Below are 12,996 nucleotides of genomic sequence, written 5' to 3'. Positions count from 1 at the left end.
GGGTCCACAATGCCGATTACGCTGCTTGACGGTATCCTCGTCGGCTTCGCCCTTGTCTCGGCCATCCTCGCCATGGTGCGCGGCCTGTCGCGCGAGTTGCTCTCGATCGCCTCCTGGGGCGCGGCGGCGGCGGCCGCCTTCTTTTTCCACCCGGTCGTCGTTCCCTATGTCACGCCCTACATAGACAACGACAAGCTGGCGCTGGTAGCGGCGGCCGGCATCGTGTTCTTCGTGGCGCTGGTGATCGTCACCCTGCTGACGATGAAGATCGCCGACTTCATCATCGACTCGCGCATCGGCGCTCTCGACCGCACACTCGGCTTCGTCTACGGCGCGGCGCGGGGCGTTTTGGTGGTCGCGGTGGCGTTGCTGTTCTTCAACTGGCTGGTCGGCGACAACCGCCCGGTCTGGGTGGCGCAGGCGAAGTCGCTGCCGCTGCTCGAGAGCATCGGCGCCAAGCTGCAGGACCTCCTGCCCGACGACCCGGAGAACACGATCATCAAGCGTCTCACCGAAGACGGTGACGGCGAAACGAGCAACTGAAGCGTATCCATCGACGTCCGCCAACCGGCGTTGCGTGGCGCGAAAGGCCGATAGCCATGGCAGAGCGAGCCGACCAGTCCTTCTCCGCATCCGCTGACGACAGCGGCCTTGCGGCGGAGGCCGACGACCATTTCCACGACGAGTGCGGCGTATTCGGCATATTCGGCCGCCAGGAAGCGGCGGCGATCGTCACGCTCGGCCTGCATTCGCTGCAGCATCGCGGCCAGGAAGCCGCCGGCATCGTCTCCTATGACGGCACCCAGTTCCACGTCGAGCGCCATGTCGGCCTGATCGGCGACACCTTCACCAAGCAGTCGGTGATCGACCGGCTGCAGGGCACCCGCGCGATCGGCCACACGCGCTACGCTACGACTGGCGGGGCGGGCCTGCGCAACGTGCAGCCCTTCTTCGCCGAACTCGCCGACGGCGGGCTGGCGGTGGCGCACAACGGCAACATCACCAACGCCATGACGGTGCAGCGGGTGCTGCAGAAGCAGGGCGCGATCTTCTCGTCGACATCCGACACCGAGACGATCATGCACCTCGTGGCCACCAGCAAGGAACGGGACCTGAACGCCCGCTTCATCGACGCGATCCGCCAGATCGAGGGGGCCTTCTCGCTGGTGGCGCTGACGTCGAAGAAGATGATCGGCTGCCGCGACCCGCTGGGCATCCGCCCGCTGGTGCTGGGCGACCTCGACGGCTCGTGGATCCTCGCCTCGGAGACCTGCGCGCTCGACATCATCGGCGCGCGCTTCGTGCGCGACCTGAAGCCGGGCGAGATGGTGGTCGTCACGTCGAAGGGGATCGAGAGCCACTTCCCCTTCGAGCCGGTGAAATCGCGCTTCTGCGTCTTCGAATACGTCTACTTCGCCCGGCCCGACTCCTCGGTCGAGGGACGCAACGTCTACGACGTGCGCAAGAAGATCGGCATGGAGCTCGCCCGCGAGAACCCGGTCGAGGCCGACATCGTCGTGCCGGTGCCCGATTCGGGCACGCCGGCGGCCATCGGCTTTGCGCAGGAGGCCGGCCTGCCCTTCGAGCTCGGCATCATCCGCAACCACTATGTCGGCCGCACCTTCATCTCGCCCGGCGATTCGATCCGCCACATGGGCGTGCGGCTGAAGCACAATGCCAACCGCAAGATCATCGAGGGCAAGCGCGTCGTGCTGGTCGACGATTCCATCGTGCGTGGCACCACCAGCCAGAAGATCGTGCAGATGGTGCGCGACGCCGGCGCCAAGGAAGTGCACATGCGCATCGCCTCGCCGCCGACGCGCGCCTCGTGCTTCTACGGGGTCGACACGCCGGAGAAGGCCAAGCTCTTGGCCTCGCGCATGTCCGTCGACGAGATGGCCGAGTTCATCCGGGTGAACTCGCTGGGCTTCCTGTCGATCGACGGGCTCTACCGGGCCGTCGGCGAGGCGGCGCGCGACAATGACGCGCCGCAGTTCTGCGACGCCTGCTTCACCGGCGACTATCCGACCCGCCTGCTCGACATGGAAGGGACGGACAATGTCCGGACGCTGTCGCTGCTGGCGAATGGCGGTCAGTAGGCAGCAAGGCGTTCAGGGCGAGACGAGCTTCAGCCCCAGGATGCCGGCCACGATGAGGCCGATGCAGGCAAGCCGCACCGCATCGGCCGGCTCCGAAAACAGGACGATGCCGAGGATGACGGTGCCGATCGTGCCGATGCCGGTCCAGATCGCATAGGCTGTGCCGAGCGGCAGCGTCTTCAGCGCAAGGCCGAGGAGCCCCAGGCTGACCGCCATCGAAGCGAGGGTGAGCAGGCTCGGCACGAGCCGGGTGAAGCCGTGCGTGTATTTCATGCCGACGGCCCAGCCGATCTCGAACAGTCCAGCGGCGAACAAATAGATCCAGGCCATGCCCCGTCTCTCCTGCGGAGATGGGGTCGTCCCCACCGATCTCTCTGATGAAATCCGGGTCGTCCCGGCCTCCCAAATCTGGGGCGACACGGGTGCGCGGTCAAGCGGGGTTTTCCTCGAAGGCCAGTTCGGCTAAGCGGGCATCCATCGCGGCCGGCGGCCGCCCGCAACCGACGACGGGAAGCGACATGACCGACACTCCTGACCTCACCGGCAAGATCGCGCTCGTCACGGGCGCCTCGCGCGGCATCGGTTATTTCATCGCCAGACAGATGGCGGCGGCGGGCGCGCATGTCGTCGCGGTGGCCCGCACGGTGGGCGGACTGGAGGAACTCGACGACGAGATCAAGGCCGAGCGCGCCCGGACGGGCAAGGGCGAGGCGACGCTCGTTCCCCTCGACCTCACCGACATGGCCGGGATCGACCGGCTGGGAGGCGCGATCCACGAGCGCTGGGGCCGGCTCGACGTGCTGGTGGCCAATGCCGGCATCCTCGGCGTGATCGGTCCCCTCGCCCACATCGAGGCCAAGGTGTTCGAAAAGGTCATGGCGGTGAACGTGACCGGCACCTGGCGGCTGATCCGCTCGGTCGACCCGCTGCTCAGGCTTTCCGACGCCGGGCGCGCGCTGGTGCTGTCGTCGGGCGCGGCGCATTCGGCGCGGGCCTATTGGGGACCCTATGCGGCGTCGAAGGCGGCCGTCGAGGCCATGTGCCGCTCCTGGGCCGACGAGACGAAGAACACCGCGCTCAAGGTGGCGATCGTCAATCCCGGCGCGACGCGCACCGCGATGCGGGCGCAGGCCATGCCCGGCGAAGACCCGGCGACCCTGCCGGATCCCTCCGAGATCGCCGCGCGGATCGTGCCGCTGGCCGGAGCGGCGCTGGCCGAGACCGGCCTGATCTTCGACGCGCGGGCGCAGGTCTTCCAGCGCTACCGCATGCCTGCGTAAGTGAGCCGCAGGGCGCCTCCAGGCGAGGACGCCCGCTTCCCGGCCGTCAGGCGCGGATATAAGGTGCGCCGGTGCGGCACTCGCCACCGCCGGGGCACATCATGGAACTCTTCTCGACCTTCGTCTGGTATCTCGTCGTCTCCGGGCCTCAGGGCGGCATGGTCGTCATGCCGAGCGGCTTCGACACGCGGGAGCAATGCCAGGAGGCGATCGTCGAGTACGAGAAGCAGCCGGCCACCGGCTGGCAGGTGCAATGCGTCCCGGCCGGTGCCGCCTACTATTCGGAAGACTCCGACCCCGGCATCGTGGACATTCCGCCGAAATCCGAGTGAGCTGTCCGGCGGGAGCGAAGGCGCCCCCGCCCGGACGTGCAACCGGCGCGATCAGATCGCGGCGACGATGATGATCTCGACGAGATGCTGGGCGGTCGCCAGCCGCGCCTCGCCGGTGGCGCGGGCCGGCGGATTGGCCGGGTCCACCCAGACGTCCCAGACCGAATTCATGTCGGCGAAGTCGCGCATGTCGGCAAGCCAGATGGTGGCCGACAAGAGCTTCGACTTGTCCGATCCGGCCTCGGCCAGCAGGCGGTCGATGGAGGCGAGTACTTCCTGCGTCTGCGCCTTCACGTCCTTGCCCGGCGTGCCGACCTGGCCGGTGAGATAGACGGTGCTGCCGTGAATGACGGCCTGGCTCATGCGCTTGCCGGGCTCGATGCGGCGGATGGACATGGCGGGTTCTCCTTGGTTGGGGATTGTGGTCCGCCGGCTCAATAGCGGATCGCGCGGCACGAGGACAGGCCCGGCGGCACGGTCGTCCCCGCCTGTCCCGTCGTGCCCCGCACATCCTGTCGACGGCTGCACCGGCGGTGCCGCGCTGGCCCCATGCCTGCCGCGCCGTGGTGCAGGGCCGGCAGGATGGGGCACTCTACAGCAAGGCCTCACGGAAAGTCGGTGCGAACACGGATGTCTGCAGCCATCAGCGCGCGGGAGCAGGTCTTCGCCGGCATCCTGCTGACCAGCGTCGGATACTTCCTGTTCTCGCTGCAGGACGCGGCCATCAAGCTGATGGTCGTGGGGTTCTCTGTCTGGCAGATCCTGCTCTTCCGCTCCGCCACCGTCGTGGCGATCGCGCTGGCCATCGGCGGCCGCAGGGCGGTGAAAGACGCCGTCAACTCCCCCGTGCTCGTGGCGATGCTGCTGCGCAGCTTCGTCATCCTGGCGGCGTGGCTGTGCTTCTACACCGCCGCGCGGGACCTGCAGCTGGCGGAGCTGACGACGATCTACTTCGCCGCGCCGATCATCGTCACCATCCTGTCGGTCTGGCTGCTCAAGGAAGTGGTGCCGCCGGTGCGCTGGGTGGCGGTGGTGACCGGCTTCGTCGGCGTCTTCATCGCCTGCAACCCGCTGGCGATCGGGCTGTCGCTGCCGGTGCTGATGGTGCTGGCGGCCGCGGCGCTGTGGGGCTTCTCGATCATTCTGATCCGCAAGATCGCGCTCGGCGAGCGGACGCTGGTGCAGCTTTTGCTCAACAACGGCTTCTTCCTGGTGATCGCCGGGGTGCCGACGCTGTTCGTCTGGCAGGCGCCAAGCCTGCCAGAGCTCGCGCTGCTGGTCGGCACCGGCGTGTGCGGCGGGCTGGCCCAGTTCTGCCTGTTCGAGGGGATGCGCAAGGCGGAGGCCTCCGTCGTCGCGCCGTTCGAATACACCTCGCTGGTCTGGGCCTTCGCGCTCGGCTTCCTGATCTGGGGCGACGTGCCGCGGCCGGGCGTGGTGATCGGGGCGGTGCTGATCGTCTCGGCCGGGCTGATGATCATCCTGGCCGAGCGCCGGCGGGCCTGATCAGTCGGGCGCGGCCACCGGCTCCGCCGCGTCGCGCTCCTCGGCCGTCTCGCGGCGGCGGTAGGCGATCCAGCTGACCGGGATGAAGGCGAGGTAGCCGAGCGCCGTCACCGTCATCGTGTGCCAGGGGTAGTTGAACAGCAGGAGCACGTAGAGCACGATCACCAGAAGCAGCGGCAGCATCAGGTCGCTGCGGATGCGGCCCATGTTCTTGCCCGACCAGAGCGGGATGCGGCTGACCAGCAGGAAGGCGACCAGCGCGGTGAACACCGTGGAGAACCAGGCAAAGCCGACCGACTGCGGAAAGCCCAGAAAGCCGAGATAGGCCGGCAGCAGGACGAGCATCGCGCCGGCCGGTGCCGGCACGCCGGTGAAATAGCCCGAGCGCCAGTTGTCGCGGTCGGGCTCGTGGGCCATGACGTTGAAGCGCGCGAGACGCAGGCCGCAGGCGATGGCGAAGAGCAGCGCGGCGATCCAGCCCGGGGCACCGGCGCCGTCGAGCAGATAGGCATAGAGGACGAGGCCCGGCGCGACGCCGAAATTGACGATGTCGGCAAGCGAATCCATCTCGGCGCCGAATTTCGACGTCGCCTTCAGCGCCCGCGCGACGCGACCGTCGAGCCCGTCGAGAAAGGCTGCCAGCAGCACCATCGCCACGGCCAGCTCGATGCGGCCCTCGAAGGCGAGCCTGATGCCCGTCAGCCCGGCGCAGACGGCGAGCACCGTGACGAGGTTGGGCAGCACCATGCGCAGCGGGATCTCGCGGATGCGCGGGCCGCGCGGATCGGAAGGGCGCGCCGGGTCGCCTGGCTGGAGGGGATCGGCCACCGCTCAGGTCACCCGCATCAGCGGCGTGGCGATACCGCCGAACTCGGCCAGCACCGTCTCGCCCGCCACCGCCGTCTGGCCGTGGAACACCTTGGCCACCGCGCCGGCCGGCAGGAAGACGTCGACCCGCGAGCCGAAGCGAATCAGGCCGATGCGGTCGCCGACCGCGATGTTGGTGGCTTCGTCGACGAAGCACAGGATACGCCGGGCGACGAGGCCGGCGATCTGCACGGTGGCGACGGGGCCGTGCGGGCTGTCGATGACGAGGCCGTTGCGCTCGTTTTCCTGGCTCGCCTTGTCGAGCTCGGCGTTGAGGAATTTTCCGGCGCGGTGCTCGATGCGCGAAATGCGGCCGCGCACCGGCGCGCGGTTCACGTGGCAGGAAAACACGTTCATGAACACGGAGATGCGCAGCATCTCGGTATCGCCGAGGCCGAGTTCGCGCGGCGGCACGGCCGGCCCGACGGCCGAGACGATGCCGTCGGCGGGGCTGATCACCAGCCGGTCGTCGACCGGGGTGACCCGCTCGGGATCGCGGAAGAAATAGGCGCACCACATCGTCAGGATGGCGCCGATCCAGAACAGGCTGGTGGAGAAGACGCCCAGGATGATGGAGGCCCCGGCGAAGGCGGCGATGAAGGGCCAGCCCTCGCGGTGGACGGGGACGAAGGCGTTCCTGATGGAATCCTGGATGCTCATGCGCTGGGGTGGTTCCTTTGATGGTGCGGGCCGATGATTATCGGAAAGGCACCGTCGCCGCAACGCGCGGCTGGGCCAAGCGTTCCGGCCCGTGTGTCCCTCGCGGTTCGGCCGCAACGGGTCCGCAGCCCGGGCTCGCCCCCCGGCGGGGAGGAGCGGAGGAGACGCAGCGCAAGCGCCGGCGCCCTCCGGCCGCGCGTTACGCGGGGAGGCAGGCGGCGCGGGGGCCGGCCGGCCGGGCAAGCATGTTGCATCTGGCCGTCACGACGGGCGATCATCACGAACTGTCCGGCGCAGGCAGCGCCGGCACCCGGCGTTCCGGGCGGGCCAGCGGGTGCGACAGCATCACGCCGGCGCGCGATGCGGCCGGGCACGTGACGAAGCGTGCGAGCCGCCGCGCCGCCAGCAGCGTGCGCAGCATCCGCGCCAGGGCGCGCAGATCCGCAGCCAGCCGTTCCGCGCGATCGGTCGCGTGCGAGGTCACGACGGCGGCCATGGCTCCGGACGGAAATCCGATGATGAAGGAGCGCGCCACGTTCTCGCCGCGCGTCAGGAACCCAAGCACGGGCAGCTGAAGCAGCAGCGGCAGACCGGCGGTGCGGTCGGCCAGACCGGCGAGCAGGACGAGCAGCGCCAGGATCTCTTCCAGCACCTCCCCCTCCCTTCTCCAGTTCATCGCCGCATCCTCCGGTTTCGCGGGCGCAGTATCGATGCGCGGCGGAAAGCGTGGACAGATTTTCAGCAAGGGGTTGATTTCGCAGGCGACGAACGGTTCCCAGCGCTGCCACGGCCGCCTCACCATCGTGGCTGCCCGCTTCGTCGCTGCGGCGCACCCTTCACCTTCGTCATCGCAGGCGAAGCCGGAGCGGAGCGGAGGCGCAGACCCGGGTTGCAGGCCTGGGCCGATGTCGAGAGGCTGGACGGCGCAGACGAGGCACCGGTCCTTTTCCATCGTCCCGCCGGACGGCAGACGCCGAGGCATGGATCCCGGATACGTCGTCCTGCGCTGCGCTCAGACGTCGTTCCGGGATGACGAAGGCGGGGGGGCAGGCCGGGCGAGGCAGGCCTGCCACGGGTTCCGGTTCGGTCCGCGTGGTCCCCCCCCTCCGCCTCGCTTCGCTCGGCACCTCCCCCCACTTCGTGGGGTTGGAGGATGGGCGTCGGCGCTTGTGGCGGGCTATCCTCCACCCCACGAAGTGGGGGCGGAGGTGGCGTCGCGCAGCGACGACGGAGGGGGGGCGCGACGCAGGGGAACGAGGCCACGCCAGCGGAACGGCGCCAGCGGAGGGACGGCGGCGGTCGCGGACGACGGCGACGCCGGCAGCATGCCTCGTCGTGCACCGGAGCGCGGGGATGGGCGGCGAGGCGTGGATCCCGGATACGTCGTCCTGCGCTGCGCTCGGACGTCGTTCCGGGATGACGAAGGTGGAGGGCCAGGCCGGGCGAGGCAGGCCTGCGACGGGTTCCGGTTCGGTCCGCGTGGTCCCCCCCCTCCGCCTCGCTTCGCTCGGTACCTCCCCCCCACTTCGTGGGGTTGGAGGATGGGCGTCGGCGCTTGTGGCGGGCTATCCTCCACCCCACGAAGTGGGGGCGGAGGTGGCGTCGCGCAGCGACGACGGAGGGGGGGCGCGACGCAGGGGAACGAGGCCACGCCAGCGGAACGGCGCCAGCGGAGGGACGGCGGCGGTCGCGGACGACGGCGACGCCGGCAGCATGCCTCGTCGTGCACCGGAGCGCGGGGAAGGGCGGCGAGGCGTGGATCCCGGATACGGCGTCCTGCGCTGCGCTCGGACGTCGTTCCGGGATGACGAAGGTGGAGGGCCAGGCCGGGCGAGGCAGGCCTGCGACGGGTTCCGGTTCGGTCCGCGTGGTCCCCCCCCTCCGCCTCGCTTCGCTCGGTACCTCCCCCCCACTTCGTGGGGTTGGAGGATGGGCGTCGGCGCTTGTGGCGGGCTATCCTCCACCCCACGAAGTGGGGGCGGAGGTGGCGTCGCGCAGCGACGACGGAGGGGGGTGCGACGCAGGGGAACGAGGCCACGCCGGCGGAACGGCGCCAGCGGAGGGACGGCGGCGGTCGCGGACGACGGCGACGCCGGCAGCATGCCTCGTCGTGCACCGGAGCGCGGGGAAGGGCGGCGAGGCGTGGATCCCGGATACGGCGTCCTGCGCTGCGCTCGGACGTCGTTCCGGGATGACGAAGGTGGAGGGCCAGGCCGGGCGAGGCAGGCCTGCGACGGGTTCCGGTTCGGTCCGCGTGGTCCCCCCCCTCCGCCTCGCTTCGCTCGGCACCTCCCCCCCACTTCGTGGGGTTGGAGGATGGGCGTCGGCGCTTGTGGCGGGCTATCCTCCACCCCACGAAGTGGGGGCGGAGGTGGCGTCGCGCAGCGACGACGGAGGTGGGGTGCGACGCAGGGGAACGAGGCCACGCCAGCGGAACGGCGCCAGCGGAGGGACGGCGGCGGTCGCGGACGACGGCGGCGGCGACGGCGGCGGCGACGCCGGCGGCAGGCCTCGTCGTGCACCGGATCGCGGGCATGGACGGCGAGGCATGGATCCCGGATACGGCGTCCTGCGCTGCGCGCGGACGCCGTTGCGGGATGACGATGCGGAGGGGCTTGCCGGCAGGCGGCGCCCTACGCCCCCACCTCCGGCGTGCGGCGGCGGACGAGGACGCCCATTTCGTCGGTTTCGCGGGCGATGCGCAGGCGCTCCTCGGCTTCGGTGGCTTCGCGCTGGCGGTCCCACATGTCGGCGTAGAGGCCTTTGGCGTCGAGCAGGGCGCGGTGGGTGCCCTTTTCGGCGATGCGGCCGTCCTTCAAGACGATGATCTCGTCGGCGGAGATGACGGTGGACAGGCGGTGGGCGATGACCAGCGTGGTGCGGCCGCGGCTGACGAGGTCGAGGGCGGCCTGGATCTCCTGCTCGGTGTGGGTGTCGAGCGCGGAGGTGGCCTCGTCGAGGATGAGGATGGGCGGTGCCTTGAGGATGGTGCGGGCAATCGCCACGCGCTGCTTTTCGCCGCCCGAGAGCTTCAGCCCGCGCTCGCCGACCATGGAACGGTAGCCGTCCGGCAGGGCCTCGATGAAGGGGCCGATCTGGGCGAGTTCGGCGGCCTTGCGGATCTCGTCCTCGGAGGCGGAGAACCGGCCGTAGCGGATGTTGTAGAAAATCGTGTCGTTGAACAGCACGGTGTCCTGCGGCACCATGCCGATGGCGCCGCGCAGGCTCTCCTGCGTGACGTCGCGGACGTCCTGGCCGTCGATGGTGATGGCGCCGGACTGGATGTCGTAGAAGCGGAAGAGCAGGCGCGACAGCGTCGACTTGCCCGCTCCCGAGGGGCCGACGATGGCCACCGTGCGGCCGGCCGGCACCTCGAAGGAGATGCCCTTGAGGATCGGCCGCGCCGGATCGTAGGAAAAGTGGACGTCGTCGAAACGGACCGCGCCCTGCTTCACCGCAAGTGCGGCGGCGCCGGGCCTGTCCTTGACCTCCTGGTCGACGTCGAGCAGGTCGAACATGTTCTCGATGTCGGTGAGGCCCTGGCGGATCTCGCGGTAGATGAAGCCGATGAAGTTGAGCGGCACCGAGAGCTGCATCAGCATGGCGTTGACGAAGACGAAATCGCCGATGGTCTGGGTGCCGCGGGTCACCTCCCAGGCCGAGAGCGCCATGACGACGGCCATGCCGATGCCGAAGATGACGCCCTGGCCGAAATTGAGCCAGCCGAGCGAGGTCCAGGTCTTGGTGGCGGCCTCCTCGTAGCGCTCCATCGAGCGGTCGAAGCGGCGGGCCTCCATCTCCTCGTTGTTGAAGTATTTCACCGTCTCGAAGTTGAGCAGCGAATCGACGGCCTTGGTGTTGGCGTCGGTGTCCGAGTCGTTCATCTCGCGGCGGATGGAGATGCGCCAGTCGCTCGCCCGCACCGTGAACCAGGTGTAGAGCCAGACGGTGACGGCGATGACGGCGACGTAGATCCAGCCATAGGCCACCGCGAAGATGACGGCGACCAGCGCGAACTCGATGACCGTGGGCAGCGTGTTGAGGATGGTGAAGCGGACGATGGTCTCGATGCCCTTGACGCCGCGCTCGATGACGCGCGACAGGCCGCCGGTGCGGCGCTCGAGATGGAAGCGCAGCGACAGCGCGTGCAGGTGCACGAAGGTGCGGTAGGCGAGCTGGCGCACGGCGTGCTGGCCGACGCGGGCAAACAGCGCGTCGCGCAGCTGGTTGAAGCCGAGCTGGACGACGCGCACGACGTTGTAGGCAACCACCAGCATGACCGGGCCGGCGAGAATGGCGGGCAGCCAGCCGGGCGCGGCGCCCTCGCCGGACAGCGCATCGGTGGCCCATTTGAAGAAATAGGGCACCAGCACCAGGACCAGCTTGGCGACGACGAGAAAGGCGGTGGCCCAGACGACGCGCAGCTTCAGGTCGGCGCGGTCGGCCGGCCACATGTAGGGCCACAGGTTCGCCAGCGTGGACAGCAGCGAGCCGGAGTCGGCGGAAACGGTCTTGTCGGCCACGATGGGCTCCCCTGGGTCGTGTTCCTCGGGATTCAGTCTTGTTGCCGGCCGGCGCAGCAGGCGATGAGCAGCGTGCCGACCTGATCGGCCAGCCGGTCGAGCGCCGGCCGGTTGACGGTGTAGCGCGAGCGGCGGTTCTGCGGCTCGTAGAGCACCAGCCCGGCCGACACCAGCACCTTGAGATGCTGCGAGACGGTGGACTGGGCGAGATCGATCCGCTCGACCACCTCGCGGCAGCAGCAGGCCTCGTGCTGCGCCAGATGACGCAGGATCGCGAGCCGGGCCGGATGGCCGAGCGCGGCGAGTGCGCCCGCCAGGGCAGCGTCACGGGTCTCTGGCTGCGCGGAGCGGGTGAGCGTCGACATCATCGTTCATCGTCGATAAACGATGGATCGGGATCGCGCAAGGGCCATGGCGCGGCCCGGCCGGGATGACGGCGCAGTCCTGGAACGGAAACGGCCCGCCGCGGGAGCGACGGGCCGGCTTGTCGGGAACGAAGGCCCCTCGCCTACTGCGCGACCGTCGCCGGTCCGGGCGTAACGATCTGGGCGCCCATGGCCTCGAGATCGGCGGCCTCGCCCTCGGTGGTCTTGTCGGGCACGCGGAAGACCTGCCCCGGCCAGATGCGGTCGGGATCCTCGATCTGCTCCTGGTTGGCGAGGTAGATGGTGGAGTAGCGCACGCCGCGACCATAGACGCGCCGCGAAATCCGCCACAGCGTGTCGCCGCGCCGGATGATGACCGAGCTGTCGACCGACTGCAGCGGCGCAGCCATGACGGTGACGACGCCGTCGGCCTCGGGCTCGGCGGCGGCGACCTGTTCGGTGGCGGAGGCCGGTGCCGTGGCTTCGGCGGCGGGCCGGGGCTCGGCCGGCTGCGGCGCGGCGGCGGCGATTTCGGCGGCCGGCTTCTCGGCGGTCGGTTCGGCCGCAGGCTCGCTCGCGGCGGCATCGGCGGGCTGGGTCTCGGCCGGTTGCGAAGCTGCATCGGCGGGCGCGGGTTCGGACGGCTGCGGCGTAGCGGCTGCCATCTCGGCGGCGGGCTTTTCGGCGGTCGGCTGGGCAGGCTCGCTGACCGCGACCTGCGAGGCGGCGGGCTCGGCAGGCTGCGTGACGGCGGCGGCGGCCGGCGCCGCGGGCTGCGGCTCGGAGGGCTGCGGCGTAGCGGCGGCCATCTCGGCGGCGGGCTTTTCGGCGGTCGGATGGGCGGGCTCGCTGACCGCGACCTGCGGAGCGGCGGGCTCGGCAGGCTGCGTGGCGGCATCGGCAGGCTGAGCGTCGGCCGGTTGCGAAGCTGCATCGGCGGGCGCGGGTTCGGACGGCTGCGGTGTAGCGGCTGCCATTTCGGCGGCGGGCTTTTCGGCGGTCGGCTGGGCGGGCTCGCTGACCGCCACCTGCGGAGCGGCGGGCTCGGCAGGCTGTGCGGCGGCATCCGCAGCCGGCGCGGCAGGTTGCGGCTCGGATGGCTGCGGCGTAGCGGCGGCCATCTCGGCGGCGGGCTTTTCGGCGGTCGGCTGTGCGGGATCGCTGGCCGCGACCTGCGGAGCGGCGGGCTCGGCAGGCTGTGCGGCGGCATCCGCAGCCGGCGCCGCGGGCTGCGGCTCGGAGAGCTGCGGCGTAGCGGCGGCCATCTCGGCGGCGGGCTTTTCGGCGGTCGGCTGTGCGGGCTCGCTAGCGACCTGCGGGGCGGCGGGCTCGGCAGGCTGCGTGGCGGCGTCGGCGGCCGGCGC

General features: G+C 70.2%; 12 protein-coding genes and 1 pseudogene. 5 read left to right on the top strand and 8 right to left on the bottom strand.

The window, feature by feature from the left end; all coding sequences use genetic code 11:
- Window positions 1–9 precede the first annotated feature (9 nt).
- Window positions 10–510: pseudogene (locus N1F91_RS24020) on the top strand (CvpA family protein); the annotation flags it as partial.
- 89 nt (window positions 511–599) lie between these two features.
- On the top strand, window positions 600–2,099 hold the full coding sequence (gene purF, locus N1F91_RS24015; protein WP_289995965.1) for an amidophosphoribosyltransferase: 1,500 nt from the start codon (window positions 600–602) through the stop codon (window positions 2,097–2,099).
- A gap of 12 nt (window positions 2,100–2,111) precedes the next feature.
- Here the strand turns inward: purF and sugE are convergent, their stop codons facing one another.
- Complete coding sequence (sugE, locus tag N1F91_RS24010) at window positions 2,112–2,429, bottom strand: quaternary ammonium compound efflux SMR transporter SugE (protein WP_289995964.1); 318 nt, start codon at window positions 2,427–2,429, stop codon at window positions 2,112–2,114.
- 188 nt (window positions 2,430–2,617) lie between these two features.
- Between sugE and N1F91_RS24005 the strand changes: the two genes are divergently transcribed.
- Together N1F91_RS24005 and N1F91_RS24000 are read left to right on the top strand one after the other, a co-directional pair.
- Window positions 2,618–3,379 (top strand): SDR family NAD(P)-dependent oxidoreductase, encoded by a 762-nt coding sequence (locus tag N1F91_RS24005; RefSeq protein ID WP_289995963.1) that lies wholly within the window; start codon window positions 2,618–2,620, stop codon window positions 3,377–3,379.
- Window positions 3,380–3,480: 101 nt separating this feature from the next.
- Window positions 3,481–3,711 carry a hypothetical protein gene (locus tag N1F91_RS24000; RefSeq protein WP_289995962.1) on the top strand — a complete coding sequence of 77 codons (231 nt, stop codon included), beginning with the start codon at window positions 3,481–3,483 and terminating at the stop codon, window positions 3,709–3,711.
- Window positions 3,712–3,762: 51 nt separating this feature from the next.
- Here N1F91_RS24000 and N1F91_RS23995 read toward each other — a convergent pair whose 3' ends face one another.
- Entirely contained in the window at window positions 3,763–4,107 is a 345-nt protein-coding gene (locus tag N1F91_RS23995) for a RidA family protein (RefSeq protein ID WP_289995961.1), read from the bottom strand.
- A 234-nt stretch (window positions 4,108–4,341) separates the two neighbouring features.
- On the opposite strand from N1F91_RS23995, the gene N1F91_RS23990 reads away from it, so the two are divergent.
- A complete protein-coding gene (locus N1F91_RS23990; protein ID WP_289995960.1) occupies window positions 4,342–5,217 on the top strand; it encodes a DMT family transporter in 876 nt (291 codons plus the stop codon).
- On the opposite strand, the gene pssA is transcribed toward N1F91_RS23990, so the two are convergent.
- The 6 genes from pssA to N1F91_RS23960 form a co-directional block, all read right to left on the bottom strand.
- Window positions 5,218–6,045: a CDP-diacylglycerol--serine O-phosphatidyltransferase gene (gene pssA, locus N1F91_RS23985; protein WP_289995959.1), complete on the bottom strand. Its 828-nt coding sequence runs from the start codon at window positions 6,043–6,045 to the stop codon at window positions 5,218–5,220.
- 3 nt (window positions 6,046–6,048) lie between these two features.
- On the bottom strand, window positions 6,049–6,744 hold the full coding sequence (locus tag N1F91_RS23980; protein ID WP_289995958.1) for a phosphatidylserine decarboxylase: 696 nt from the start codon (window positions 6,742–6,744) through the stop codon (window positions 6,049–6,051).
- A 277-nt stretch (window positions 6,745–7,021) separates the two neighbouring features.
- Window positions 7,022–7,696: a hypothetical protein gene (locus N1F91_RS23975; protein ID WP_289995957.1), complete on the bottom strand. Its 675-nt coding sequence runs from the start codon at window positions 7,694–7,696 to the stop codon at window positions 7,022–7,024.
- 1,681 nt (window positions 7,697–9,377) lie between these two features.
- Window positions 9,378–11,267: an ABC transporter ATP-binding protein/permease gene (locus N1F91_RS23970; protein WP_289995956.1), complete on the bottom strand. Its 1,890-nt coding sequence runs from the start codon at window positions 11,265–11,267 to the stop codon at window positions 9,378–9,380.
- 32 nt (window positions 11,268–11,299) lie between these two features.
- Window positions 11,300–11,635 (bottom strand): metalloregulator ArsR/SmtB family transcription factor, encoded by a 336-nt coding sequence (locus tag N1F91_RS23965; RefSeq protein ID WP_289995954.1) that lies wholly within the window; start codon window positions 11,633–11,635, stop codon window positions 11,300–11,302.
- Between the two features lie 140 nt (window positions 11,636–11,775).
- On the bottom strand, window positions 11,776–12,996 hold a 1,221-nt coding region (locus N1F91_RS23960; protein ID WP_289995952.1), incomplete at its 5' end, for a LysM peptidoglycan-binding domain-containing protein.

Source organism: Aquibium sp. ELW1220, from assembly GCF_030398385.1.
Classification (GTDB): Bacteria; Pseudomonadota; Alphaproteobacteria; order Rhizobiales; family Rhizobiaceae; genus Aquibium.
Note: the sequence above shows the minus strand (reverse complement) of the source record. Positions and strands in the feature narration are given on the sequence as shown.

Coding starts and splice junctions, on each gene's coding strand:
- N1F91_RS24005 (WP_289995963.1), top strand. CDS start 2,618: ATGACCGACACTCCTGACCTCACCGGCAAGATCGCGCTCGTCACGGGC.
- purF (WP_289995965.1), top strand. CDS start 600: ATGGCAGAGCGAGCCGACCAGTCCTTCTCCGCATCCGCTGACGACAGC.
- N1F91_RS23995 (WP_289995961.1), bottom strand. CDS start 4,107: ATGTCCATCCGCCGCATCGAGCCCGGCAAGCGCATGAGCCAGGCCGTC.
- N1F91_RS23975 (WP_289995957.1), bottom strand. CDS start 7,696: ATGGAAAAGGACCGGTGCCTCGTCTGCGCCGTCCAGCCTCTCGACATC.
- N1F91_RS24000 (WP_289995962.1), top strand. CDS start 3,481: ATGGAACTCTTCTCGACCTTCGTCTGGTATCTCGTCGTCTCCGGGCCT.
- N1F91_RS23980 (WP_289995958.1), bottom strand. CDS start 6,744: ATGAGCATCCAGGATTCCATCAGGAACGCCTTCGTCCCCGTCCACCGC.
- N1F91_RS23990 (WP_289995960.1), top strand. CDS start 4,342: ATGTCTGCAGCCATCAGCGCGCGGGAGCAGGTCTTCGCCGGCATCCTG.
- N1F91_RS23965 (WP_289995954.1), bottom strand. CDS start 11,635: ATGATGTCGACGCTCACCCGCTCCGCGCAGCCAGAGACCCGTGACGCT.
- sugE (WP_289995964.1), bottom strand. CDS start 2,429: ATGGCCTGGATCTATTTGTTCGCCGCTGGACTGTTCGAGATCGGCTGG.